Source organism: Shinella sp. WSJ-2, assembly GCF_003432075.1.
Taxonomy (GTDB): domain Bacteria; phylum Pseudomonadota; class Alphaproteobacteria; order Rhizobiales; family Rhizobiaceae; genus Shinella.
Genome location: NZ_QWBU01000001.1, coordinates 798,825 through 823,225, shown reverse-complemented (window position 1 = coordinate 823,225; position 24,401 = coordinate 798,825). Strand labels below are relative to the sequence as shown.

Below are 24,401 nucleotides of genomic sequence, written 5' to 3'. Positions count from 1 at the left end.
AGGCGCAGGGCTGCTTCGTCAACCTTCGAAAAATCAGGGCCATGGCCGTTTACGCCCTCAGGCCCCCGCGTTACATCTTCGCAGGACGCATCGGAAAACGGAGCAGCGAAGCATGGCGAAGTCCCCCAAGAAAGCCGACGACTGGTGGCGCGGCGCGGTCATCTACCAGGTCTATCCGCGCTCGTTTCAGGATACGACCGGCGACGGCATGGGGGATCTCAGAGGCATCACCAAACGGCTCGACCACATCGCGTCGCTCGGTGTCGATGCGATCTGGCTCTCACCGTTCTTCAAGTCGCCAATGGGCGATATGGGCTATGACGTCTCGGACTATTGCGATGTCGATCCGATGTTCGGCACGCTTGCGGATTTCGATGCGATGCTGGCCGAAGCTCACAAGCTTGGCATCAAGATCATCATCGACCAGGTGATCTCGCACACCTCCGACCAACATCCCTGGTTCGTCGAGAGCCGCTCCAGCCGGTCCAATTCCAAGGCGGACTGGTATGTCTGGGCTGATCCGAAGCCGGATGGAACGGCGCCGAACAACTGGCTTTCGATCTTCGGCGGGCCGGGCTGGGAATGGGACGGCGTGCGCAAGCAATATTACATGCACAACTTCCTGATGTCGCAGCCGGATCTCAATTTCCACAATCCGAATGTGCAGGACGCGCTTTTGAAGACCGTGCGCTTCTGGCTCGATCGCGGCGTGGACGGCTTCCGCTTGGATACCGTGAACTTCTATTTCCACGACAAGAAGCTGCGCGACAACCCGCCCCACGAGCCGGATCCCGACGGCATCGGCCTCGATGCGCCCGACGTGAACCCCTACGGCATGCAGACGCATCGCTATGACAAGACGCAGCCTGAGAATATCGCTTTCCTCAAGCGCTTCCGGTCGCTACTCGATGAATACAAGGACCGCATGACGGTCGGCGAGGTTGGGGACGGAGCGCGGTCGCTGAAGACCGTCGCAGAATATACGGGCGGCGGCGACAAGCTCAACATGTGTTACACGTTCGACCTGCTGGGGCCGGATTTCACCGCCGAACATGTGCGCAAATGCGTGCAGAGTTTCCAGCGTGCGGTAACGGACGGCTGGGTCTGCTGGGCGTTTTCCAACCACGACGTGACGCGCCATGTCAGCCGTTTCATTCAGGTGCCGGAGGAGCGTGAGCGTGTCGCCAAGCTCGCCATCACGCTTCTCTCGACCCTGCGCGGTTCGATCTGCCTTTACCAGGGCGAAGAGCTCGGCCTGACCGAGGCGGAGCTTGCCTTCGAGGACCTGCGCGATCCCTACGGTATCCGCTTCTGGCCGGCCTTCAAGGGCCGCGACGGGTGCCGCACGCCGATGCCCTGGAGCCACAATGAGGCGCATGCCGGCTTCAGCACGGGCAAACCCTGGCTGCCGGTGCCGGAAGACCACGCTCGCCACGCTGTCGATACGCAGGAAAAGATCGCCGGCTCCGTGCTGAACCACTACCGCGCAACAATCGCTTTCCGGAAGCAGCATGATGCGCTGCACGACGGCGACATGGCCTTCGTGAATTCCAACCACGACATTCTTGCCTTCACTCGCGAGAAGGGTGGAGAAAAGCTGCTCTTCGTTTTCAACCTGACGCGGGAAAAGGCCGAATTCGTGCCGGCCAAATCGCTGAAGCTCGGCGAGCCGCTGCCCGTGCCCGGCTTCGGTGCGAAGCTGAAGAACGGTGCGATCGAGCTGGACGGGCTGGATATGGCGTGCGTCCGGCTGTGATGATCAGGTGGCCGGACGTTATATCGTCCGGCCACGATCCATGAGGCATCACCCGATCAGTGCAAACTTGTCCACATCCACCATGCCCCGGTCCGAAATCTTCAGGTGCGGGATGACGGGCAACGGCAGGAAGGCAAGCTGGAGGAAGGGTTCTTCCAGCGTGGCGCCGAGTGCGAAGGCGGCCTGGCGAAGATGGTGCAGGGTGTCGCGCACGCTCTCATAGGGCTCGAGGCTCATCAGGCCGGCGACGGGGAGCGCGATCTCGCCGGTGACCTTGCTGTCTTCCACCACCACGAAGCCGCCCTTGATTTCTCCGAGACGGTTGGCGGCGAGCGCCATGTCGTCCTCGTCGACGCCGACGACGCAGATGTTGTGGCTGTCATGGCCGACGGTTGAGGCGATTGCGCCTTTCTTCAGGCCGAAGCCCTGCACGAAGCCGTTGGCATGATTGCCGTTCTTGCCGTGACGCTCGATGACGGCGACCTTGATGATGTCGCGCGCGAGGTCGACCGATGTCTGGTTGCCGCGCGCCGGCAGGCGATAACGGCGATGCTCGGTGATGATCTTGCCCGGTAGAACGCCGATAACAGGCGTTTCGCCATCGCTAACCGGCACCGCGAAATGCGCGGCATTGACCGGCCGCGCCTTCACGCTGTCGAGACCGACGGGGGCGACGGGCTTGCGGGTGCCGAAGAGCGCGTCATTCACCTTGCGGCCGGCGGAAAACACCATCTCGGCCTTGCAGTTTTCCAGCGTGTCGACGACGACGAGGTCGGCCCGCCAGCCCGGCGCGACAAGGCCCCGATCCCGGAGGCCGAAGGCCTTGGCGGCGGAGATGGAGGCGGCGCGATAGACGGCGAGCGGTGCGCGGCCATGGCCGATCGCGGTGCGGATCATATAGTCGAGATGGCCCTGTTCGGCGATGTCGAGCGGGTTGCGGTCATCTGTGCAGAGCGCGATGAAGGGGGAGAGGCGCTCGGTGAGGATGGGCATGAGGGCATGCAGGTCCTTGGAGACGGACCCTTCGCGCACGAGGATATGCATGCCCTTGCGGATCTTTTCCAGCGCCTCCTCGGCGCTCGTGCATTCATGCTCGGTGCGGATGCCGGCGGAGAGATAGCCGTTAAGGTCATTGCCTGAAAGCAGCGGTGCGTGGCCGTCGATATGACCGCCCTGGAAGGCTTCGAGCTTGGCGAGACAGACGGGATCCTTGTGGATGACGCCCGGAAAATTCATGAATTCGGCAAGGCCGATGACCTTCGGGTGATGGCGGAAGGGCAAGAGGCGCTCGATCGGCAGGTCGGCGCCGGACGTCTCCAGATGCGTCGCCGGCACGCAGCTCGACAGCTGCACGCGAATATCCATGATGGTTTCCAGCGCGCTGTCGAGGAAGAATTCGATGCCCTCGCTGCCGAGCACATTGGCGATCTCGTGCGGATCGCAGATGACCGTCGTCACGCCATAGGGCAGCACGCAACGGTCGAATTCATGCGGTGTGACAAGCGAGGATTCGATGTGCAGATGCGTATCGATGAAGCCGGGCACGACGATGCGGCCGGTGATGTCGATTTCCGTCCGGCCTGTATAGGGACCGCAGGTGCCGACGATGCGCTCGCCCGAAATCGCGATATCGGAGGCGACCAGCTCACCCGTCACGAGATCGAAGAATTGCCCGCCCTTGAGCACGATGTCGGCGGGTTCCCGGCCGGTTCCCTGATCGATGTAGCGTTCCAAATCGGCCATGGCGATGTCTCCCGAATCCTTTTCAAAAGACTCTAGCGACGTCCCGGCGAGAAGAAAGGCCGCTCAGCCGGGAAAGGTGACGGAGAAGGCGAAACGGCGGCTTTCTCCCGGTGAAAGCTCCGTCGTGAAGGGGCGATCGCGCAATTCGCGCGACCCACCGAATTCCGCCGCCGTGCCGTGCCAGGGCTCGATGCAGAGGAACGGCGCGCCCGGTTTGGTCCAGAGTGCGAGGTTCGGCAGGTTCTCGAAATGGAATTTCAGCGCAGGCCCACCCTCGGCGGCATAGGTCAGGCCGTCGCCCGCGCCTTCGGGAAAGACCATCGCATCGTCGAGGAACTGATCCTGCGCCAGCACGATCCGGCCCTTGTCGAAGGGGGAGGGCGTGCGGCCTGTCGAGAGCAGTCCCTTTTCCAGCGGCTGGCGCTTCGGCTCGCCGGCATTGTCGAGCGTCACCGTGTGGGGTTTTTCCGCTCCGCCGGGCAGCGGCCAGAGGAAGGCGGGGTGATAGCCGAAACCGAACGGCATGGCCGTCTCGCCGCGGTTTTCCACGGTGGAGGCCACGGTCAGCGTCCGGCTGTCGAGGCTGTGCTCGACGGTGAGCCCGAAGTCGAAGGGATAGACGTCCCGCGTTTCGTCGGAGGCTTCGAGCCGGTAGCGGCAGGCGTTAGCCGTCGTGCTGTCGAGCGCAAATTCCCGCCGCCGGGCAAAACCGTGCTGAGCCATCGCATAGGCCGTCCCGTCGATCATGATCGTGTCATCGGGCGCTTTGCCGACGATGGGAAAGAGCACCGGCGAGCGTCCCGTCCAGAAGGCGGCGTCGCCATTCCACAGCCAGGCCTTGCCGTCCATCGTGGTGATCGACTGCATTTCGGCGCCAAGCGAGGAGACTTCGACCGAAAGGTCAGCATTGGCAATGCGGGTGAGGCTCGGCATCGAATCTCCTTTCACGGACTATTGTCGCAGTCTAGCGCGGATCGCCGGGTTTTGCGCGCCGGCTGTGGGGGAATTCGGTTGATAGCACCGGAGCACCGAAATAGGATGACGGCATGAAACAAGACGACAAGGCGGGGCCGATCATCGTTTTCGATGCAGAGTGCATTCTCTGCTCGGCCAATGCGCAATTCGTGCTGCGACATGATCGCAACCGCCGCTTCCGTCTCGCGTCCATGCAGAAGGCCACGGGGGCGGCGCTCTATCGCCGTTTCGGCATCGATCCCGCCAATCCGGAAAGCCTGATCATCGTCGATGGCGATGCCGTGCTGAAGGACAGCGACGCTGTGCTGGCGATCTATGCCGCTCTCGGCTGGCCGTGGAAGGTCCTTGCCGTGCTGCGGTTCATTCCGCGCTTTCTGCGCGATCCCGCCTATCGCTGGCTGGCGCGCAATCGCTACCGCCTCTTCGGGCGGCGCGAGACCTGCTGGGTGCCGTCGCCCGGCGATGCAGATCGCGTGCTTTGAGAAGCGTCGTCGTTCTCGGCGGTTACGGTGGGTTCGGCGCTCGTCTCTGCCGGCGGCTGGCGGCGGATGGCTGGGCGGTGCTGGTGGCCGGGCGCAATCGCGAAGCCGCCGCGCGCCTTGCGTCGGAATTGCCCCAGGCGCAGGCGCTGGTGGCCGACCGGAATGGTGATCTGCGGCCGGTTCTCAGGGCGCATCGTCCCTTTCTCCTGATCGATGCGGCCGGGCCGTTTCAGGGCAGCAGCTACCGCGTCGTTGAGGCCTGCATCGCCTGCGGCGTGCACTATGTCGATCTTGCCGATGCACGGGATTTCGTCAGCGGTATCGGCCGGCTGGATGCGGCGGCGCGGGCGGCCAATGTGGTCGTCATCTCCGGCGGATCGAGCGTGCCGGCGCTTTCCGGTGCCGTCATCGCCGCGCTGAGCAAGGATATGGGGGACGTGCGCTCGGTCGAGATGGCGATCAGCGCTTCGAACCGCGCGACGGCGGGGGCCTCGGTCGCTGCGGCGATCCTGAGTTATGTCGGAAAGCCGTTCAGCCTATGGCGCGCCGGGCGCTGGCGCGAGGAGACCGGCTGGCACCGGTTGCGGCGCGAACGTTTCGAGGTGCCGGGTCGGGCGCCGATCCGCCGCCTGGTGGCGCTTGCCGATGTGCCGGATCATACGATCGTGCCGGAAACCGTTCCCGGCCGCCCGGCGACGATTTTTCGCGCGGGGCCGGAATTCGCCTTCCAGCTTCTCACGCTCTGGCTGCTCAGCTGGCCGGTGAAATGGCGATGGCTCGCGTCGCTGTCGCCCTTCGCGAAATGGCTCCTGCCGCTGCAAGGCCTGAGCGCCCGCTTCGGCTCGGATCGCTCTGCCATGGCGATCGAAGTGAAGGGTTGGGGCGCGGATGGCGCGCGGGTGCGGCGCTGGACGTTGATTGCCGAAGAGGGAGACGGGCCGGAAATCCCGACCATCGCCGCGCATTTGCTGGCCAATGCCATCGCCGCGGGCACGCTCGCGCCGGGTGCGCGCCATGCGGCGGGCGCGGTTGCGCTGGAGGATTTCGAGCCGCATTTTTCGCGGCTGGCGATTGCCCATGCGGTGGAGGACAGGCCCTATCTGCCCCTCTACCGCCGTTTGATCGGCCCGGACTACGATCGTCTGCCGCAGCCGGTCCGCGGCATGCATGACGTCATCGGCGATGGCGGCGCTGCGGGACGCGGGCGGGTCCGGCGCGGCCGCGCGCTGCTGGCCCGGCTGGTCTGTGCCGTCATGCGCTTTCCGCCGGAGGGCGAACATGATCTGCATGTCGCCTTCGAGGAGTGCGAAGGGGTGGAGCGCTGGACGCGGGATTTTGCCGGCAACACCTTTTCCAGCGAACTCAGCCAGTCCGGTGCGCGCCTTGTCGAACGCTTCGGCCCGATGCGGTTTTCCTTCGATCTGCCATGCGACGAACACGGCCTGACGATGGTGATGCGCGGCTGGTCCGTCTTCGGTGTTCCCATGCCGCTCCGGCTTGCACCGAAGAGCAAGGCAAGGGAATGGGCCGACGGCGAGGCTTTCTGCTTCGACGTGCCGATCGCTTTGCCCGTTATCGGCACCGTCGTGCATTATTCCGGCCATCTGCGCCGGCTTTGATCCCCAAACGAAAATGGCGGCCGAAGCCGCCATGTCCGTGGTCGTGATAGGCTGATCAGATGTTGTTCTGAAGCACGTCGCGCAGCTTGCCGAACAACTCGTCGATCTGAGGCTTCTCAATGATCAGCGGTGGCGAGAGCGCGATGATGTCGCCCGTCGTGCGGATCAGCAGGCCTTTCTCATAGGCCTTGAGGAAGGCATTGAAGGCGCGCTTGGTCGGCTCGCCGGCGATCGGCGAGAGCTCGACGGCGCCGATCAGGCCGACATTGCGGATGTCGATAACATTGGGGCAATCCTTCAGCGAATGCAGGCCGTCCTCCCAGTAGGAAGCGAGTTCGGCGGCGCGGGTCAGCAGGCCTTCTTCCTTGTAGGTGTCGAGCGTGCCGAGCGCGGCGGCGCAGGCGATCGGGTTGCCGGAATAGGTGTAGCCGTGGAAGAACTCGATCATGTGTTCCGGGCCGTTCATGAACGTGTCGTGGATTTCCGACGTCACGAAAACGGCGCCCATCGGGATCACGCCGTTGGTCAGGCCCTTGGCGGCGGTGATGATATCGGGCTTCACGTCGAAATACTGTGCGGCGAAAGGCGCGCCGAGGCGGCCGAAACCGGTGATCACCTCATCGAAGATCAGCAGAATGCCGTACTGCGTGCAGATCTCGCGCAGCTTCTGGAGATAGCCCTTCGGCGGAATGAGCACGCCGGTGGAGCCGGCGACCGGCTCGACGATGACGGCGGCGATGGTGGAGGCGTCATGCAGTGTGATGATGCGCTGCAATTCGCTGGCGATATCGCCGCCATGCTCCGGCTCGCCGCGCGAGAAGGCGTTCTTGTCGGGGAAGTGGGTGTGCGGCATGTGGTCGACGCCGGTCAGAAGCGTGCCGAACATCTTGCGGTTCGAGACGATGCCACCGACGGAGATGCCGCCGAAATTGACGCCGTGATAGCCGCGCTCGCGGCCGACCAGACGGAAGCGCGAACCGTCGCCCTTGGCGCGGTGATAGGCGAGCGCCACCTTCAGCGCGGTCTCGACCGATTCCGAACCGGAATTGGTGTAGAGCACGTGGTTCATGCCCTCAGGCGCGATGTCGACGAGGCGGTTGGCAAGCTCGAAGGCCTTGGGATGGCCGAGCTGGAAGGCGGGCGCATAATCGAGTTCACCGGCCTGTTCGCGGATCGCCTCGGTGATCTTCGGGCGACAGTGACCGGCATTGACGCACCAGAGGCCTGCCGTGCCGTCCAGCACCTGACGACCGTCATGGGTCGTGTAGTACATGTCCTTGGCGCCGACGAAGAGCCGCGGTTCCTTCTTGAACTGTCGGTTGGCCGTGAACGGCATCCAGAAGGCGCGCAGATCGTTGGGTGTGTTGAGGCGGTTGGACATGCGGTCTCTCCATGATGTTTGGAATGTGGGGATACTTGGGGCCTTGGCCGGACGGTGATTTTTACCCGATGGTCAAATTATCAAGACGCCCAAGAGCGTCAAGCGATGTTCGCCGGCCGGTCGGTCCGCTCTTCAGCTCAGCCGGCCTTTTCGAAAATCAGTTTCACCACGAACTTGCCGTTCGCTTTTGCCTTGGTCTTGGTTGTCATTTTGACAGGCACGCCGAAATGCGCCTCCACCTTCGCGATGGCATCCCGCGCCTCAGCGACCGCGGCCAGATAGGCGCTGTTGTCCCGTTTCGGTTCGTTGACGATATCGCTGACGAGCGCGTCCATTTCGCTGCGGGATTTGCGCATGGTCTTGCTCCAACGGTTGCGTACAGCCGAACGGCTTGGTCCGGTGTCTTAGCCCGCTTCGCGAATACCGCGCAACGTGACGTGCCAAAGCAAAACGCCCCGGAGATGATCCGGGGCGTTGTCGGTCGATGGGCTCGACAGTTCAGGCGATGCGGAGTTTCTTTTCCGAAGCGCCGTTGCCAGGGGCCTTGTAGATGCGGTCGAGCGCCGCAAGCACGGTCAACACGGCATCCGATTTGCTGGAATAGTAGATCGTCTGGGCGTCACGGCGGGTGGTCACCAGATTCTGCGCACGCAGCTTCGACAGGTGCTGGGAGAGCGCGGACTGGCTGAGGCCGACCTGGCCGGCGAGCGCGCCGACGGCGATCTCGCCCTCAACAAGAACTTTCAGAATCAGGAGGCGCTTGGGGTTCGCCATGGCGGAAAGAAAGTCGGATGCAACTTCGGCCTGCGCATGCTCTGCGTCTGAAATCTTGTCCATCTGAAACTCCTTTGGGCGTTTCCGCTTCAAATCATGTGATTTTATGTGAATGCGCTTGTTAGCATATAAACAAAACCTCCCCCATCAAGAGCAAGAAATGGGGGTAGGGCGCACGCATAGCGATAGGCTGGCTGCTTTCGACCCCGAAAGCGTCCGGCTGGACGGATACGGAAACGCTGATCTATCAGTCCACTGCCCTTGCTTCGCGAAGCAAACGCGCAAGCTCGCCGCGCAGTTCCGAGGCCTGATCAAGTTCGCGTGAATATTCCAGGCGCTTCAGTTTGTCGCCGCTTGCAAGGTCAATTCCCGCGGCATCGAGGCCGACGATGATCCAGTCGCCGTCCTTGGCGCCGCAATAATGGCGGGCATAGATGCCGGCGGCCTCGGCGTGATCGCTGTTCATGTGCTCGATGGCGCCGGTTTCCATCGCGGCGAGCGCGCCGCGGGCGGCTGAACGAATCAGTAGATCCTCGGCCGACAGAACGAAAGCCTTGCCGAAGCCGCCGTTGAGATGGGCGCGCAGCGGTACGAGGCGGAAGAAGGCGAAGTCGGGGAAATCGACATAGAGCTTTGCCTTGGGGTGGCGGCGCACGAAGCGTTCGCGCAGGGCCGTATGGATATCGCTGTCGCGGGCGACCTCTTGGGCCTCGCAGATCACGGTGAGGCGCGGATGGGCGAGTGGATCGCCCTTGCCGGGCTCGCCTGCGAGCAGCGAGGCGCGGGGGTCGGCGCGTAGCGCCTGGGTGTGGACGGAGAGCGCTGAGACGAGGATGACGGGGGTGCCGTCCGTATCGGTGCCGGTTAGCGTGCGGCTGGCAAAGGGCGTGCCGGTTTCCGGTTCGAGGACCGCGAGCGCGCAGCTGCGGGCGGAGCGCAGCAGGGTGCGGGCGAGGCGGCGGGCATCGTCGTCCGTTTCGCGCAGAACGCTCGGCTTGTCCTTCTCGGTCATCTCGTTCTCCCGGTCTTCGCGAGGAAAAAGGCAGCGCCCGTTTCGGAGCGCTGCCTTATCTAATCCGATCGGTGCGGGCTGTCAGCCGCGGCGACGGTGCCGCGTCAATCCGTTCACGATATCCTGCGCGTTGATCGTGCCGATCACCGTGCCGTTGTCGACCACGCCGACATTGCCCGGCGTGCGCGACATGGCGTCGAGGATGTCGACGAGCGGGGTCTGGGCGGTCGCCGTTGCCGTCACGCCGCCATTGCTGGAGGCGCCGTGCTGCATGACGTCGGCAGCGGTCAGCATGTTGATCGGGTTCATGTTCTGCACGAAATCCGCGACATACTGGTTGGCCGGGTTCTTCACGATCTCCTGCGGCGTGCCGCACTGGATGATGCGCCCGCCTTCCATGATGGCGATGCGATTGCCGATGCGGAAGGCCTCGTCGAGATCGTGGCTGACGAAGATGATGGTCTTCTTCAACCGGCGCTGGAATTCCAGCAGCTCGTCCTGAAGACGGGTACGAATCAGCGGGTCGAGCGCCGAGAACGGCTCGTCCATCAAGAGGATCGGCGCACCTGTCGCAAAGGCGCGGGCGAGGCCGACGCGCTGCTGCATGCCGCCGGAGAGTTCGTTGACCTTGCGGTTGGCCCACTTGGTCAGGTTGACGAGTTCGAGCTGTTCGGCGACGCGCGCCTTGCGCTCGGCCTCCGGCACATTGGCAAGCTCGAGACCGAAGCCGACATTGTCGGCGACGGTGCGCCAGGGCAGGAGCGCGAACTGTTGGAACACCATGGAGACGGTGTGCATGCGGAAGTCGCGCAGTGCTTTCGGCGTCGTCGCATAGGGATTGACGAAGCTGTTGCCGGCCTTGACCTGCACCTCGCCGCGCACCACGGGAGCAAGCCCGTTGACGGCGCGCAGCAGCGTCGACTTGCCGGAGCCCGACAGGCCCATCAGCACGAGGATCTCGCCCTCGGTGATCGACAGCGTGGCGTCGGCGACGCCGAGCACCAGGCCGGTTTCCGCGCCGATCTCGTCACGCGACTTGCCGGCATCGGCGAGCGCAAGCGCCCTTTGCGGATTGTCGCCGAAGATGATGGAGACGTTCTTGAAGACGACGGATTCGGTCATCATGCGTCTCCATCATCGGAAGAGCGGAAGAGGCGGTCGAGGATGATCGCGAGGATCACGATACAGAGGCCGGCCTCGAATCCCATGGAGATGTTCACGGTGTTGAGCGCGCGCACCACGGGAACGCCAAGACCCTTGGCGCCGACGAGGGCGGCGATGACCACCATCGACAGCGAGAGCATGATGGTCTGGGTGAGACCGGCCATGATCTGCGGCGTGGCGAAGGGCAGCTCGACCTTGCGCAGCACCTGGCTCGGTGTCGCGCCAAAAGCCTGGGCGGCTTCGACCAGCGAAGGCGGCGTCGAGATGATGCCGAGGCGGGTGAGGCGGATGGGCGCGGGAATGGCGAAGATCACGGTCGCGATCAGGCCGGGCACCATGCCGAGGCCGAAAAGGATGAGCGCCGGGATGAGGTAGACGAAGGTCGGGATCGTCTGCATCAGGTCGAGCGCGGGCCGCAGGATCGAATAGAACCACGGGCGGCGGGCGGCGGCGATGCCGAGCGGGATGCCGACGACCATGCTGACGCCGGTCGCCGCCAGCACGAGGGCCAGGGTCTCCGTCGTCTCCTTCCAGTAGCCCTGGTTCACGATGAGCAGCAGGCCGAGAAAGGTGAAGACGGCGACACCGATCGAACGGCGGAAATACCAGCTGGCCCCCGTGACGAGCACGATGAGGGCGATGGCATAGCCGAACTTGCCGCCGGCGGACGAGAAGGGGCCTTGCAGCAGGAAGAGCACGGCATCGATGCCAGCCTGCAGGAAGACCTTCAGGAAGTCGAACAGGCCCTTGCCATTGGTCGTCAGCCAGCTGACGGCTTCCTTGGCGATCGGACCGATCGGAATTTTAGAGACGGTGAGCCAATCCACGGCAGCGAGCCCCAGTCTGGAGGTTGACGACGATATGCAACAAGCGTTTCGCAATTCCGGACATCAAGCTGTCCGGCGGTTTTGCTGGTGGTGCACTATCCGGAGAGAAGAAGGGCGGGAAAGTTTCCTTCCCGCCCTATTCTTGCCTGTTAGAGACCAAGCGCGGTTTTGACCGCCGCCAAGCCTTCGCCGCTGCCGTCCTTGGTGGTCACCCCGGCGAGCCACGGTTCGATGGCGGCCGGGTTCGCCTTGATCCAGTCGGTCGCTGCTGCCTCCGGGTCCTGACCGTCGTTCAGGATCTTGCCCATGACCTGGTTTTCCATGTCCAGCGAGAACTTGAGGTTCTGGAGGAACTTGCCGACGTTCGGGCACTCGGTGACGTAGCCCTTGCGTACGTTGGTATAGACCGTCGCACCGCCGAAGTTGGGGCCGAAGATCTCGTCGCCGCCCGTCAGGTAGGTCAGCTTGAAGTTGGCGTTCATCGGGTGGGGTTCCCAGCCGAGGAAGACGATCGGCGATCCGTCGCCCTGTGCGCGGGCGACTTCGGCCAGCATGCCCTGTTCGGAGGATTCGACCACTTCGAAGCCGGTCAGGCCGAACTTGTTGGCCGAGACCATGTCGATGATCAGGCGGTTGCCGTCATTGCCGGGCTCGATGCCGTAGATCTTGGAGCCGAGCGCATCCTTCTGCTTGGCGATGTCGGCGAAATCCTTGATGCCGAGCTCGGCGCCCTTGGCATTGGTTGCGAGCGTGTACTTCGCGCCTTCGAGGTTTTCGCGCACCGTCTCGACCGAGCCGTCTTCGCGGAACGGCTTGATGTCGGCTTCCTGGGTCGGCATCCAGTTGCCGAGGAAGACGTCGATGTCCTTGTTGCTGAGCGAGGTATAGGTGACCGGAACCGAGAGAACGGTGACTTCCGTCTCGTAGCCGAGGCCCTTCAGGATAACGCTTGCGGTGGCGGTCGTGGAGGTCACGTCCGTCCAGCCGACATCCGAGAAGCGGACCTTGCCGCAGCTTTCGGCTTCCGCAGCCGAAGCACCGGCCACGCCGAGCGCGATAACGGAAACGGCGGCGGCAAGCAGGGTCTTCAATGGTGATGCAGTCTTCATATTTTTGCTCCCCTTATAACTGGTGGTTTAGCCAATCATCAAAACGATATGCTTTCAAGCACCTTGGCGTAGCCGGAACACCCTGAATCGTCCAATTAATTTCGCACCGGTTCGCAATTTTGCACATGGATGTCGCAACGGATGGGCCGCGCGGATTTCTGTGGTTTTCCGCCCTTTCCGGCTGGAAAAACGGCTTTTCCCGCGTCATGACGCGGGGACGGAGAAAATCATGGCCAAGCTCTATTTCAGTTACGCGACGATGAACGCGGGCAAGTCGACGCTGCTCCTGCAGGCGTCCTACAACTACCAGGAACGCGGCATGCGCACGGCGATCTTCATCGCCTCCTTCGACGACCGCGCCGGGGCCGGCCGCATCTCCTCGCGCATCGGGCTCTCCTCCGATGCCATCGCCTTCGACCATACGGACGACCTCTACAGCCATATCGAGGACTTGAACGGCGATGGCGGCGGCGCGATCGCCTGCGTCTTCGTCGACGAGGCGCAATTCCTCTCCGAGGAGCAGGTCTGGCAGCTCGCCCGCGTCGCCGACCGGCTCTCCATCCCCGTCATGGCCTATGGGCTGCGCACGGATTTCCAGGGCAAGCTTTTCCCCGGTTCGAAGGCGCTGCTCGCCATCGCCGACGAAATGCGCGAGGTGCGCACCATCTGCCATTGCGGCCGCAAGGCGACGATGGTCGTGCGCCTCGGCGCCGACGGCAAGGTGGCAAAATCCGGCGCGCAGGTGGAAATCGGCGGCAATGACAAGTACGTTTCCTATTGCCGCCGCCATTGGGACGACATCATGAACGCCGGGTGAGGCGGTGACCAAGGGGACGCAGGATGAAATCGCATTCGACATTTGCCATCTTCCTCTGTCTTGCCGCCCCGGCTTTTGCCGAGGGCGACGCGGTGGCCGGCAAGGCGGTGTTCAAGAAATGCGCCCCCTGCCATTCGGTGGAAAAGGTCAACCGCGTCGGGCCGACGCTGTCGGGCATCATCGGCCGGCCGGTCGCTACGATTGAAGATTACAGCTATTCCCCGGCCATGCGGGCCTTCGGCGAGGACGGCAAGGTGTGGAGCGAGGCGCAGATCGCCGAGTATCTCCTGTCGCCCAAGGCGATGGTTCCGGGCACGCGCATGACCTTTGCCGGTCTGAAGAAGATCGAGGACATCGCCAACCTCATCGCCTATCTGAAGGCGCCGGCCGACGACTGACGATCGACAGAAAAATTGGCGCCACCATCTTGCGGTGCGCCCGCCGTGTCCCACATGTTCTGGCGGGGCAGGTTCCTATCTGTCTGAATTCGTATAGTGTTACCGCGATGGAATAAATCGGGCGACGAAGACGTCTGCCGTGGAGAACGTAAGGGGGACAAGGCATGGCCACACTTCAGAACTTCGACGCGGAAATCGAAAAGACCCGCAGCGTCGTCAACCAGATGCGCAGCAAGATGGAGCAGTCGAGCACCGTTCTCGACCAGTTCGCCAAGGCGGACACCAAGCTCGGCGACGTCAATTTCGATATCGAGAACGCCCGGATCTCCGACGTCATCAACCAGCAGAAGGTGATGGAGGGCAATATTGCCGATCTCATCATCGGCCTGGAGGATGCGACGAACATCTTCGGCACCGAATTCGAGAGCATGAAGAGCTATACGGGCTATGAAAAGTTCATCGGCATCTTCTCCAAGCAGAAGATGCAGCGCATGCGCACCGATCGCGTGCGCAACATGTCGCTGGCCGGCAATCTGCAGGAGCTGCTCTCCAAGTCCGACACGATCGTGGGCATCCTGAAGGAGCAGAAGTCGATCCTCGACCAGCGCTACAAGACCTCGGAAGCCAGCCTCATTCAGGTCATCGAGCGCCGCAAGGGCACGATGACCAATCTGGAAGCGACCCAGAAGCGCATCGAGGAACTGAACCCGCTGCTCATGGATCTCGAAAACCGCATCGCCGCCTCGACGGACCAGAAGAGCCGCACGGAACTCGAAGGCGAGCGCTCGGCGCTGGCCACCGAATACAACATGATGCAGGCGAAGGAGCAGGAGCTTCTGGCCGAAAGCCAGACGCTCGAACGCTACACCTCGATGTTCCAGACCTTCGTGGATTCGCTCAACAACCAGATCGCCGCGCAGAACACGCTGATCAACAAGCTGACCATCGATACCGAGCAGCGCATCGTGCTCTACAAGGCGCTGGAAGACTCGTTGAAGACCGCTGCCCAGCAGGACGTAGCGCACAAGATCAACACGCTGGGTTCGCAGGTCGATACGGCGGCGGAAGAGACCATGGCCGGCATCGGCTCGGCCTCGCAGCGCCATATCGGCGACCTTCTCGAAATGCATGAGAAGAACATGCTGGCGACGCAGGACATCCAGCGCCGCAAGAAGCTCGCCGACGACGCCTTCGCCCGCCGCTTCCAGGCTGTAATGGACAAGCACAACACCGCGAACTACGTGAAGCAGTGATGGTCCGCATGCCCCATCGTGCGCTTGCCGTTTCTCAACGGGCGCGATGCCCATGAACGCCCCCGCAGACAGCGCCGTCGCGCAATATTTCTCCACCATCCGCGCCGCGTTGGGTGGTCTTGAAATCTTCCTGGGTGACCGCAATTCCCCGCTCTACCGCAATTCCGTGGTGGGCGAGGTCGTCATGCCCTATCTCGCCCGGCTGAAGGCCTCTTTCGCCTGCTGGGAGAACCGCATCGGCTTCGTCGAGCAGTTCCGCGTCTCGCGTGCCGAAAGCGGCTTTCCGATCTTTCAGAATGTGCTGGAGCTGGAAAACGACCGGCAGAGCGCCGAAAAGCGCCTCGCTGCAATGCCGAATGCCGATCAGTTGCGTGGCGAAATGGCGGATTTCATTCTTCGCCAGAAGGCTTTCCCGAGAGATCTTCAGGCCCGCATGGCCGAGCGGCTTTATTTGGAACAGATCGGCAAGGGCGACATATTCTCACCCTTCGTTTTGCCGGAGACGATCCGCGTCGCGGTCAATCCGAAGACCATGCGGCCCTATTACGTCGTCAGCTGGGGTGCCTTCGATGGTACCGCGACCTTGCCAATGATCTACATGGCGACCATCGAGGATTCGAGCGACAATGTCGTCAAGATGTTGGTGGGGCAGGACGGCAAGCTCAATCCGGATGTGGACATCCCGCTGCCGGTCGGCGGCCTGCTCAATCCCGAACTTGCCAGCCGTTTCGACGATTTCACGCTGAAGAACAGCGCCTATTCGCTGACGCCGGTGACGATCGCCACCAATCTCGACAAGGATTTTCCCACACTGCACCCCAAGCAGCTGCGGCGCATCGTGCTCGGCCCGTTCTATTCGGCGGGCATCACCGAAAACAACGAGCGCGTCAACGACATCCTCTCCAAGGTGCGCAAGCCGGAGAACGCCTGGCTGCTCACCTGGACGGTGCAGGAGGTCTTCTCCAAGGCCGAGCGCCCGGCGCAGAAGGGCTTTTGGAGCTCGACACCCGCGCAGGAAGAGTTCCATATCGAGACCGACGATCTCGAAGCCACCCGCATGGGCGTCAGCGCCTACGAGAAACATGCGCTCGTGCCGCATGATGCCTATCAGGCGCTCTACGCCGCCGGCGAGACGCAGGGCATTTTCGGCGCCTACAAGGTGCATGTCATCTCGGGAAACCAGGTAATCAGCGAGGGCTAACAAATGAGCCTTAATGCCGGACTGACGACGATCCACGAAGACGATATCGCCAAGCATCAGGCGGCGGCGCAGAGCCTCGTCACCAAGCTCGTCATTCTCGAAAGCGAGGATGGCAAGAGCGGGACGACATTGGCGGGCACCGGTCGTCGCTTGGTCTCGACGGTTTCGACCGCCGGCACGCGTCGCACGCGCGAGGTGGAACTGGCAAGAACCATCCAGTCCGTGCACGCCGCCGATCCCCTGTTGTCGCCGCAGCAGCATGCCGTGCTGTTCCGTTCGCGCCGCGGGTTGCAGGTCGCGCTGGCGGTCTCCGATGTCTTTTCCCGCCAGACCAATCTGGAGAGTTTGCAGGCGCGCAATCTCACTTCGCCGCTGGCCGGCGACGAGGCCAACCAGTTCAAGGCGCTGCTCTCGGCCTCCGCTTATATCGCTGCCTTCACCTTCGCCGCCTATCTCGGCGCGACGCTGCCGGGCGAGGGGGAACCGGTGGAGGATGGTGGTGAGCCCGACTATCTCTTCGACACGCCGCAGGATGCGCTGAAAAGCATGGTCTCCGGCCTCGACCGCACGCTGGCCGGTGCGCCCGACGATGCGGCGCTGGTCAGCCGCGCCCGCGCCTTCTCGCGCGTCGCCATCGAGGGGCTGATTTCCCGCCGCGCGCGGTTCACCGGCCTTGCCGGTTTCGAGAATGCGCATATCCGCATCGAGCAGGATGACTTCACGCTTTCGGGCTTCGACGTTGCGCCGGGCCAGAAGCGCAAGCCGCTGGTCATGACCTTCAAGAAGCCGGAAGAGATCATCGGCAACCACATCGCCAAACACCAGGCGATGAAGCTCGCGAAGATGCTGGTCGCCTATGATTTCGAGCGTCAGCTCAACCCCTTCGTCGAGCTCGGCGGCTTCCTCTTCACCTTCATCGGCGACGGCATGCCCGGCACCGGCAAGACGATTCTCATCCAGATGCTGGCCGGCTTGGTCAACGACTACTGCCAGATCGCCGGCTACGCCTTCCACTATGAGAATTTCGGCGTCGACCAGATCTCCTCCTACCAGGGAAAATCCGGCCAGAACTGCAAGGAATTCGTCAACAACGTCATCAACCCCAAGGCGATCGGCTTCGGCACGATCGACGACGTCGACCAGGTCGCGGCCAAGCGCTCGGATGATCGCGCCTCGGCCGGCCAGCACGAGGTGACGGCGGTGCTGATGGAAAGCTTTGCCGGCGCCTCCACAGTGATACGCGGCAACTGCACTTTCGGCATGTTCTCCAACTATCCGGAGAACGTGGACGATGCGTTGCGCCAGCGTGCCGGCGCCCGCTGGCTGGTGGATGGGCCGCAGACCGAGGATGACTATATCGATATCTTCGCGATGTTGGTCGGCAAGAACCATGCGATCCCGCTCGGCGATCACACGCTGTTTGCGGGCCAGGAGATCAAGCGCGCCGTCTCGACCTCCTACGAGCAGCATGCCAAGCCGCAGGAGGATGGTCTGCTCGCCGTCTGGGAGGCTCATGAGAAGGAGCACGGCGCGATCAGGTCTCTCGCCGATGTCGGCGCCTATCTGCACCGCATCAAGCTTGCCGAACCGCGCTTCACCGGCCGCGCCATCAAGAACATCACCGATGCCATCAAAATGCGCGCCATGGATGTGGAGCTGCCGGACGACTGGTTCGCCAATGCCGGCGCCTTCATGCACAAGGGCTACGACGAGAAGAAGGCGATGATCGAGGAGCTGCGCGGTCCGATTTCGATGGAGATGGTGTTGCAGGAGATCAACCGCTACGCCGACTCGGAGTTCCGCTACACCGACAAATCCGATGATGCCGCCGTCTCCGACATCATCCGCCGCGAACGCCAGCGCGAGAAGGCGATCCGCGAGATGGAGACGATGAAGGCCGAGGGGCGCTGGTGAGAGACGACGCATGAAACTTCTCCTCGAAGCCGAACTGATCTACGGCCGGCTGTTGCCAGTGGATGAGCCGCATTTGGTCGAGCGCTATAACAAGGCGCTCGACGGATTTGGTATCCGGCGCACGGCGCTTACCAGCTTCCGCATTGATATGACCGGTTTCTCGCCTGAAATCGCCGACGAGCTGGGCGACCGGGACTATCTCGACCCGAACCGCGTCAACCGCCGCTTCATCATCATGACGCCGGAGCAGGTGAACCTGCCGGTGGTGCATACGAGCTTTTCGAACACCGCGGCGCTGATGCACGAGTTCTTCTCGGCCAATGCGCGGGCGATCAACGCGATCACCATCCGCGATGCGCTCTATGGCGAGATCGAGGACTCGGTCTCCGTCGTCAACGACATCGACGACCTGCTCTCGATCAACGAGGTGCGTTTCAAGGTGCTGTCGGCCGAGGATATGCTCGGCAAGGCGGGGGAGTTGCGCGGGCTGGTCGACCGGCTGAAAACGGTGCCGAATGCCTGGTCCGACGACGCGATGCTGAACCGCATGGTAGATCTCGCCAAGCAGACGGGTGACATCCGCCTGAATGCGCTGGTGCCGGACCAGCTGGTCTTTCGCCACGAGGCCTTCTGGGCAAACCATTTCGGCGGCGTCTATGTCTTTCTCGACGACAAGACGACGACCGTCATCTGCGACCCGAGCGTACCGGGCTTCCGCCGTTCGCGACCCTGGCAGGTGAGCTACATCGCGCTTGACGATCCCAAGCGCATCTTCGATTTCCTCGCCTCGACCAAACGGCTCGAACTGCCGCGCGCCTCCTGGGTTGAACCGTCGGGTCTTTTCCAGCATCGCGCCGAGATGACGGTGGTCAATCTCGTCAACCAGAGCGATCCGACCACGGATATCCAGAAAGCCGACCGCATCTGGCTGCAGACCTGGATGCACCGCAATGCCGATCTCGTCGCCCGCGACGGCACTTATCCCTTCCTGCAGGAGGCGATCCGCACGGTTTCGTCGACCGGCGAGATCAAGGTGGGGCAGGTCGCCCCCGACCGGCGCTTCCAGCTCGTGCGCGCGGCACCTGATCATCCGGATCAATGGCTGGTCAACCGCCTGATTTCACAGATGGTTCCCTATGACTTCGTCTCCCGCTTCGTCTTCGACAAGCAGGGTTTCTATGCCGCTTATGAACACTACAGCGAAAAGTTCCGCGAATATGTTGTGGCGACGTTGACGCGGACCTATCTGCAAGACAAGGCTGCTTTCCGCAGGAAACTGTTCGGCATCAGAGAGGACGACGCCAATGCTTGACCCGATCGTCGCGTTTTTCCAACGCATCTTCGCGGCCATCGGCCGGGGCATCGGCCTCGTGATCGCCTGGATTCTCTGGCCGTTCATCACGGCGACGAACTGGTACAAGGCGCGCAGCTGGATCATCAAGGGGCCGATCGGCATCGGCCTTGTCCTGCTCTTCGGCTTCTATGCCTATTTTATCTGGCAGACGCAGGTCTGGAGCGGTTTCAACCCCGATTACATCAACAGCTACAATCTTGCCCAGCGCAAGCAGGATGCGGGCGTTACCGCATCCGGTACCGCCGCAACCACGCCTGCAACGGGTGAAGTGGCCGAGCCCGAACCCAAGACCTGCGTGCGTTCGGCGATCGTCGATGTGACGGCCGATCTGATCGACTTCAACGTGAACCAGAACGCGTGGATCTCGTCCATGCTGCTCTACAAGCTCGGTCTCTTCGGGCTGGACTGGGAAGACACGCCCTGGATGGACAACAAGGCCGCCTTCCAGCGCGGTGTGAACCAGACGATCCGCCGTACAGCCGTAGAACTCGTCGATGCACTCGGCCGCGTGCGCGGCACGTCCGGCATCAATTCGGACCTGCAGCGCGCCCGCGGCAACATGCAGTTCGATGAGGAAACTTGGTATTTCGGCTCGGATTCGCTGCTGCCGAAGACGCCGACGCCGAACTACTATCGCACCGCGATGGCGGACCTGCGCAAGTTCAATACGGCGCTCGAATCCTGCGAGGCGATCTTCGACGGCCGCTCGGACAACCTGATCGAATTCCTCGACCGTATCTCCAACGATATCGGCTCCACCTCCGCCATCATCCGCGAGCGCTCGGAATTCCACAATGGCGGCTGGTTCGATACGAGGGCAGATGATCGCTTCTGGTTCGCCTATGGCCAGCTCTACGGCTATTACGGCATCCTGTCTGCTGCCGGCGCCGATTTCGACGCCGTCATCAAGGCGCGGGGCATCGAACCGCTCTGGACGGAAAGCATCAAGCAGCTGCGCTCTGCGCTGAAAATCCAGCCGGCGATCATCTCGAATGGTCGCGAGGACGGCTGGATCATGCCGACGCATCTCGCCACGATGGGCTTCTATATCCTGCGTGTGCGCTCCAACCTTGTGGAAATGCGCGACGTGCTGGCACGCTGACCCCACGGCACTTTCAAGGCGGCGTGTGTCTTCGGTTGCGCGCCGTTTTGTTTCGGGCGCAAATTAATCGGCAAATGTCGCGTCTGGCGTATCGGGCGGCAAATTACGACGTGGCGTTGCGGACCGCTTCACGCTGAAATGGCGTTGCAAGACAAGAAAGCGCCGCCTTCGGGAGAGGAGCCCGACTGCGGTAGCAAAGCGCTGAAGAGGGAGCGACACCGTATGGCCGATGTGAAGTCCGATATCGAAATCGCCCGCGCCGCCACGAAGAAACCGATCCTGGAGATCGGCGCCAAACTTGGCATTCCCGCCGAACACCTGCTGCCCTACGGCCATGACAAGGCGAAGATCAGCGCTGAATTCATCGCCGAACAGAAGGGCAAGAAGAACGGCAAGCTGATCCTCGTCACCGCGATCAACCCGACGCCGGCCGGCGAGGGCAAGACGACCACGACGGTCGGTCTCGGCGACGGCCTCAACCGCATCGGCAAGAAGGCGATCACCTGCATTCGCGAGGCGTCGCTTGGTCCCTGCTTCGGCGTGAAGGGGGGAGCGGCTGGTGGCGGCTATGCGCAGGTCGTGCCGATGGAGGACATGAACCTTCATTTCACCGGCGATTTCCACGCCATCACCTCGGCGCACAATCTTCTGTCGGCGCTGATAGACAATCATATCTATTGGGGCAACGAACAGAATATCGACATCAGGCGCATTGCTTGGCGGCGCGTCATGGACATGAACGACCGGGCGCTTCGTCACATCGTCGCCTCGCTGGGGGGCGTCGCCAACGGCTATCCGCGCGAGACGGGTTTCGATATCACGGTCGCGTCGGAGGTGATGGCGATCCTGTGTCTGTCGACCGACCTCAAGGATCTCGAAAAGCGCCTCGGCAACATCATCATCGGCTATCGCCGCGACAAGTCGCCGGTCTTTGCCCGCGATATCAAGGCGGATGGCGCGATGACGGTTCTGCTGAAGGACGCCATGCAGCCGAACCTCGTGCAGACGCTGGAAAACAATCCTGCTTTCGTGCACGGTGGCCCTTTCGCCAATATCGCCCATGGCTGCAACTCCGTCATCGCCACCACGACGGCGCTCAAGCTTGCCGATTACGTGGTGACGGAGGCCGGCTTTGGTGCCGATCTCGGCGCGGAAAAGTTCTTCGACATCAAGTGCCGCAAGGCCGGGCTGAAGCCGGATGCGGCCGTTATCGTCGCCACGGTGCGCGCCATGAAGATGAACGGCGGCGTCAAGAAGGACGACCTCGGCAAGGAGAATGTCGAGGCCGTGAAGAAGGGCTGCGCCAATCTCGGCCGCCATGTGCAGAACGTCAAAAAGTTCGGCGTGCCCGTCGTTGTCGCCATCAACCATTTCACGTCCGACACGGAGCTTGAAATACAGGCGGTGAAGGATTTCGTCGCGACTCTCGGCGCCGAGGCGATCCTGTGCAAGCACTGGGCCGAGGGCTCCGCCGGTATCGAACCGTTGGCCCGCAAGATCGTCGAGCTTGCCGAATCCGGCCTGTCGCAGTTCTCGCCGCTCTATCCGGATGCCATGCCGCTGTTCCAGAAGATCGAGACGATCGCCAAGGACATCTACCATGCCGGCGAGGTCATCGCCGACAAGGCGGTGCGCGACCAGCTGCGCGTCTGGGAGGAGCAGGGTTACGGCAACCTGCCGGTCTGCATGGCCAAGACGCAATATTCCTTCTCGACCGACCCGAACCTGCGCGGCGCGCCGTCGGGCCATACGGTGCCGGTGCGCGAAGTTCGGCTATCGGCTGGCGCCGGCTTCGTCGTCGTCATCACCGGGGAAATCATGACCATGCCCGGCCTGCCTAAGGTGCCGTCGTCGGAGAAGATTTTTCTAAACGAGCAGGGCTATATCGAGGGGCTGTTTTGAGCTGCTCGAAGGTTGCTGCCCTAGGCTATGTCCTGTCGACCGCCATGGTCGGGCTTGACCCGCTCACCCACGCTCTGGGTGCGGCGTTGGATCCTCGGGTCAAGCCCGAGGATGATGTCGGTGGGGAGGAGGGCTCTTAGCCAACCTAAAAGGTTGGCCACCAGCCGTGCTTACGCGCGTCCCAAGAAGTCCAGCTTGCCGACAGCGACGCCGTTGTGGCGCAGGATGGCGTAGGCCATGCTCAGGTGGAAATAGAAATTCGGCAGGACGAAGGTGAAGATGTACTCCTTTCCGGAGGAGCTGAGCTCGCCGCCGCGCGTCTTGACCGTCACGATGCGTTCGGCCGCGCCCTCGAAGGCGGATTCCTGCACGGTGGCGAGATAGTCCGTCGTTTTCTGGAGGCGGGCGCGCAGGTCGGCCAGCGTCACCTCGTCGTCAGAAAAGCTTGGCGCGTCCGTGCCGGTGAGGCGGCCTGCGGCGGCCTTTGCGGTATCGCTGAGGCGCTGGATTTGACCGGCAAGCGAGAGCATGTCTGGCGCAAGACGCGCATTGACGAGGATTTCCGGCTTGATTTTCTTTTCCTCGGCAAAGGCCTCGGCCTTGTCGAGCAGTTTGGTGAGCACGGCAAAACCGCGCTGCAGGGCGGGAATGGTGAGTTCATAGGCGGAAATCGACATGAAGGGGTCCCTTAGAGGATGACGCGGCGGATGCCGCGCTACAGATAGGAAGCGGTGTGCCGGCTTACCAGCAGTAGCGATAGCCGCCGCGCCGTTCCTTCACGTCGAGATGCAAATGGTTCTGATGGGCGGCGTCGCTGCCGGGATCGAGCACCGTCGTGAAGTAAAGGCAGGCGGCCTCCGTGATGGCGCGCTGAAAGGCGCCCTCCAGCGTCGGCTCTTTGTCGGCCGGGCGGATGGTGATCGTCTTGCCGCTTTTCAGGGTAAAGCCGGCAATATCGAGTGCATTGCCGAAGGCGTGTTCGGAAATCTTGCCCTCCTCGGCGCCGTTGCGGTTCTTACAGACATAGGCGGAGGCCTGCGAAAGCACCGTGATCGTTTCGCCGGGCATGGCCGCTTCCAGCGAGGGCTTGACCGATCCATCCAGCCAGCGGGCGACCTGCAACGCTGTCTCGCAGCGCACCGTCGCCTCCGGTACGACCTTCACGTCGCCCGGAAGCCCCTTGAGCAGAACCGGTTTGTCGATACCGCAGGCCGCGCCATCGTTGACAGCCGGCGCCTCCTCGAAGGTCACGCCGAGGGCTTTGAGTTCCGCCCTGCATGCCGCTTGCGCCTTCGCGTCCTCATGCGGGCGCTGCGCTGCCTTCTCCGCCTCTGCACTGGCCTTCTCTTCCGTTTCCGCCTTGGCGTCGTCCTTTGCCTTGCGCTCAGCATCCCCTTTCACCGAGGTATCCGGCACTGTTTCGGCTTTCTTGCTGGTCTTGTCCTCGGTTTTCTGCTCGGGTCTTGATACGGGCAGGGGACCGTCCTTCGGCAGGTTGGCGGCACCGGCGAGAAGCGGAATGGCGAGGATGAGGAGGAGGGCGCGGCGATGTGCGATGGGTCGATCTCCCGGCTGACAAGGTCAGCGGGGAAACGCCGTTCGACGAAATTGGTTGCCG

At 62.6% G+C, this 24,401-nt stretch carries 22 protein-coding genes; 11 read left to right on the top strand and 11 right to left on the bottom strand.

The window, feature by feature from the left end; genetic code table 11:
• Positions 1 to 112: 112 nt before the first annotated feature.
• Entirely contained in the window at positions 113 to 1,756 is a 1,644-nt protein-coding gene (locus D0Y60_RS03895; protein WP_117366891.1) for an alpha-glucosidase, read from the top strand.
• Between the two features lie 48 nt (positions 1,757 to 1,804).
• Here the strand turns inward: D0Y60_RS03895 and ade are convergent, their stop codons facing one another.
• Together ade and D0Y60_RS03885 are read right to left on the bottom strand one after the other, a co-directional pair.
• Positions 1,805 to 3,499 carry an adenine deaminase gene (ade, locus tag D0Y60_RS03890; protein ID WP_117366889.1) on the bottom strand — a complete coding sequence of 565 codons (1,695 nt, stop codon included), beginning with the start codon at positions 3,497 to 3,499 and terminating at the stop codon, positions 1,805 to 1,807.
• Positions 3,500 to 3,562: 63 nt separating this feature from the next.
• The gene (locus D0Y60_RS03885) at positions 3,563 to 4,432 is read right to left on the bottom strand and encodes an aldose 1-epimerase family protein (RefSeq protein ID WP_117366888.1); all 870 of its coding nucleotides are present in this window, start codon (positions 4,430 to 4,432) and stop codon (positions 3,563 to 3,565) included.
• A gap of 113 nt (positions 4,433 to 4,545) precedes the next feature.
• On the opposite strand from D0Y60_RS03885, the gene D0Y60_RS03880 reads away from it, so the two are divergent.
• The gene (locus D0Y60_RS03880) at positions 4,546 to 4,956 is read left to right on the top strand and encodes a thiol-disulfide oxidoreductase DCC family protein (RefSeq protein ID WP_117366886.1); all 411 of its coding nucleotides are present in this window, start codon (positions 4,546 to 4,548) and stop codon (positions 4,954 to 4,956) included.
• On the top strand, positions 4,953 to 6,575 hold the full coding sequence (locus D0Y60_RS03875; protein ID WP_117366884.1) for an SDR family oxidoreductase: 1,623 nt from the start codon (positions 4,953 to 4,955) through the stop codon (positions 6,573 to 6,575). Before D0Y60_RS03880 ends, D0Y60_RS03875 begins: the two co-directional genes overlap by 4 nt.
• Positions 6,576 to 6,630: 55 nt before the next feature.
• Here the strand turns inward: D0Y60_RS03875 and D0Y60_RS03870 are convergent, their stop codons facing one another.
• From D0Y60_RS03870 to D0Y60_RS03840, 7 genes are all read right to left on the bottom strand, one after another.
• Positions 6,631 to 7,956: an aspartate aminotransferase family protein gene (locus tag D0Y60_RS03870; RefSeq protein WP_117366882.1), complete on the bottom strand. Its 1,326-nt coding sequence runs from the start codon at positions 7,954 to 7,956 to the stop codon at positions 6,631 to 6,633.
• Positions 7,957 to 8,093: 137 nt separating this feature from the next.
• Entirely contained in the window at positions 8,094 to 8,312 is a 219-nt protein-coding gene (locus D0Y60_RS03865) for a hypothetical protein (RefSeq protein WP_117366880.1), read from the bottom strand.
• 142 nt (positions 8,313 to 8,454) lie between these two features.
• A complete protein-coding gene (locus D0Y60_RS03860) occupies positions 8,455 to 8,793 on the bottom strand; it encodes a metalloregulator ArsR/SmtB family transcription factor (protein ID WP_117366878.1) in 339 nt (112 codons plus the stop codon).
• Between the two features lie 184 nt (positions 8,794 to 8,977).
• Positions 8,978 to 9,742 (bottom strand): DUF2470 domain-containing protein, encoded by a 765-nt coding sequence (locus D0Y60_RS03855; RefSeq protein ID WP_117366876.1) that lies wholly within the window; start codon positions 9,740 to 9,742, stop codon positions 8,978 to 8,980.
• An 81-nt stretch (positions 9,743 to 9,823) separates the two neighbouring features.
• Entirely contained in the window at positions 9,824 to 10,864 is a 1,041-nt protein-coding gene (gene choV / locus D0Y60_RS03850; protein WP_117366874.1) for a choline ABC transporter ATP-binding protein, read from the bottom strand.
• Positions 10,864 to 11,733, bottom strand: coding sequence for a choline ABC transporter permease subunit (gene choW / locus D0Y60_RS03845; protein ID WP_117366872.1), 870 nt, complete (start codon positions 11,731 to 11,733; stop codon positions 10,864 to 10,866). Before choW ends, choV begins: the two co-directional genes overlap by 1 nt.
• Before the next feature lie 149 nt (positions 11,734 to 11,882).
• Positions 11,883 to 12,842: a choline ABC transporter substrate-binding protein gene (locus tag D0Y60_RS03840; protein ID WP_117366870.1), complete on the bottom strand. Its 960-nt coding sequence runs from the start codon at positions 12,840 to 12,842 to the stop codon at positions 11,883 to 11,885.
• Positions 12,843 to 13,071: 229 nt separating this feature from the next.
• On the opposite strand from D0Y60_RS03840, the gene D0Y60_RS03835 reads away from it, so the two are divergent.
• The 8 genes from D0Y60_RS03835 (at position 13,072) to D0Y60_RS03800 (ending at position 22,783) form a co-directional block, all read left to right on the top strand.
• Complete coding sequence (locus D0Y60_RS03835; RefSeq protein ID WP_117366868.1) at positions 13,072 to 13,659, top strand: thymidine kinase; 588 nt, start codon at positions 13,072 to 13,074, stop codon at positions 13,657 to 13,659.
• Positions 13,660 to 13,682: 23 nt separating this feature from the next.
• On the top strand, positions 13,683 to 14,057 hold the full coding sequence (locus tag D0Y60_RS03830; protein ID WP_117366866.1) for a cytochrome c family protein: 375 nt from the start codon (positions 13,683 to 13,685) through the stop codon (positions 14,055 to 14,057).
• 164 nt (positions 14,058 to 14,221) lie between these two features.
• Positions 14,222 to 15,310, top strand: coding sequence for a hypothetical protein (locus D0Y60_RS03825; RefSeq protein ID WP_117366864.1), 1,089 nt, complete (start codon positions 14,222 to 14,224; stop codon positions 15,308 to 15,310).
• A 52-nt stretch (positions 15,311 to 15,362) separates the two neighbouring features.
• Positions 15,363 to 16,511 carry a hypothetical protein gene (locus D0Y60_RS03820; RefSeq protein WP_117366862.1) on the top strand — a complete coding sequence of 383 codons (1,149 nt, stop codon included), beginning with the start codon at positions 15,363 to 15,365 and terminating at the stop codon, positions 16,509 to 16,511.
• 3 nt (positions 16,512 to 16,514) lie between these two features.
• A complete protein-coding gene (locus tag D0Y60_RS03815; protein WP_117366860.1) occupies positions 16,515 to 18,425 on the top strand; it encodes an AAA family ATPase in 1,911 nt (636 codons plus the stop codon).
• 10 nt (positions 18,426 to 18,435) lie between these two features.
• Complete coding sequence (locus D0Y60_RS03810; RefSeq protein ID WP_117366858.1) at positions 18,436 to 19,737, top strand: DUF6638 family protein; 1,302 nt, start codon at positions 18,436 to 18,438, stop codon at positions 19,735 to 19,737.
• The gene (locus tag D0Y60_RS03805) at positions 19,730 to 20,881 is read left to right on the top strand and encodes a DUF2333 family protein (protein ID WP_117366856.1); all 1,152 of its coding nucleotides are present in this window, start codon (positions 19,730 to 19,732) and stop codon (positions 20,879 to 20,881) included. Before D0Y60_RS03810 ends, D0Y60_RS03805 begins: the two co-directional genes overlap by 8 nt.
• Before the next feature lie 222 nt (positions 20,882 to 21,103).
• A complete protein-coding gene (locus D0Y60_RS03800) occupies positions 21,104 to 22,783 on the top strand; it encodes a formate--tetrahydrofolate ligase (RefSeq protein ID WP_117366854.1) in 1,680 nt (559 codons plus the stop codon).
• A 170-nt stretch (positions 22,784 to 22,953) separates the two neighbouring features.
• Here D0Y60_RS03800 and D0Y60_RS03795 read toward each other — a convergent pair whose 3' ends face one another.
• Both D0Y60_RS03795 and D0Y60_RS03790 read right to left on the bottom strand, forming a co-directional pair.
• Positions 22,954 to 23,460 carry a DUF1993 domain-containing protein gene (locus D0Y60_RS03795; protein WP_117366852.1) on the bottom strand — a complete coding sequence of 169 codons (507 nt, stop codon included), beginning with the start codon at positions 23,458 to 23,460 and terminating at the stop codon, positions 22,954 to 22,956.
• A gap of 64 nt (positions 23,461 to 23,524) precedes the next feature.
• Complete coding sequence (locus D0Y60_RS03790) at positions 23,525 to 24,184, bottom strand: extensin family protein (protein ID WP_245409076.1); 660 nt, start codon at positions 24,182 to 24,184, stop codon at positions 23,525 to 23,527.
• Between the last annotated feature and the right edge of the window lie 217 nt (positions 24,185 to 24,401).

Coding starts and splice junctions, on each gene's coding strand:
- D0Y60_RS03895 (WP_117366891.1), top strand. CDS start 113: ATGGCGAAGTCCCCCAAGAAAGCCGACGACTGGTGGCGCGGCGCGGTC.
- ade (WP_117366889.1), bottom strand. CDS start 3,499: ATGGCCGATTTGGAACGCTACATCGATCAGGGAACCGGCCGGGAACCC.
- D0Y60_RS03885 (WP_117366888.1), bottom strand. CDS start 4,432: ATGCCGAGCCTCACCCGCATTGCCAATGCTGACCTTTCGGTCGAAGTC.
- D0Y60_RS03880 (WP_117366886.1), top strand. CDS start 4,546: ATGAAACAAGACGACAAGGCGGGGCCGATCATCGTTTTCGATGCAGAG.
- D0Y60_RS03870 (WP_117366882.1), bottom strand. CDS start 7,956: ATGTCCAACCGCCTCAACACACCCAACGATCTGCGCGCCTTCTGGATG.
- D0Y60_RS03865 (WP_117366880.1), bottom strand. CDS start 8,312: ATGCGCAAATCCCGCAGCGAAATGGACGCGCTCGTCAGCGATATCGTC.
- D0Y60_RS03860 (WP_117366878.1), bottom strand. CDS start 8,793: ATGGACAAGATTTCAGACGCAGAGCATGCGCAGGCCGAAGTTGCATCC.
- D0Y60_RS03855 (WP_117366876.1), bottom strand. CDS start 9,742: ATGACCGAGAAGGACAAGCCGAGCGTTCTGCGCGAAACGGACGACGAT.
- choV (WP_117366874.1), bottom strand. CDS start 10,864: ATGACCGAATCCGTCGTCTTCAAGAACGTCTCCATCATCTTCGGCGAC.
- D0Y60_RS03840 (WP_117366870.1), bottom strand. CDS start 12,842: ATGAAGACTGCATCACCATTGAAGACCCTGCTTGCCGCCGCCGTTTCC.
- D0Y60_RS03835 (WP_117366868.1), top strand. CDS start 13,072: ATGGCCAAGCTCTATTTCAGTTACGCGACGATGAACGCGGGCAAGTCG.
- D0Y60_RS03830 (WP_117366866.1), top strand. CDS start 13,683: ATGAAATCGCATTCGACATTTGCCATCTTCCTCTGTCTTGCCGCCCCG.
- D0Y60_RS03825 (WP_117366864.1), top strand. CDS start 14,222: ATGGCCACACTTCAGAACTTCGACGCGGAAATCGAAAAGACCCGCAGC.
- D0Y60_RS03820 (WP_117366862.1), top strand. CDS start 15,363: ATGAACGCCCCCGCAGACAGCGCCGTCGCGCAATATTTCTCCACCATC.
- D0Y60_RS03815 (WP_117366860.1), top strand. CDS start 16,515: ATGAGCCTTAATGCCGGACTGACGACGATCCACGAAGACGATATCGCC.
- D0Y60_RS03810 (WP_117366858.1), top strand. CDS start 18,436: ATGAAACTTCTCCTCGAAGCCGAACTGATCTACGGCCGGCTGTTGCCA.
- D0Y60_RS03805 (WP_117366856.1), top strand. CDS start 19,730: ATGCTTGACCCGATCGTCGCGTTTTTCCAACGCATCTTCGCGGCCATC.
- D0Y60_RS03800 (WP_117366854.1), top strand. CDS start 21,104: ATGGCCGATGTGAAGTCCGATATCGAAATCGCCCGCGCCGCCACGAAG.
- D0Y60_RS03795 (WP_117366852.1), bottom strand. CDS start 23,460: ATGTCGATTTCCGCCTATGAACTCACCATTCCCGCCCTGCAGCGCGGT.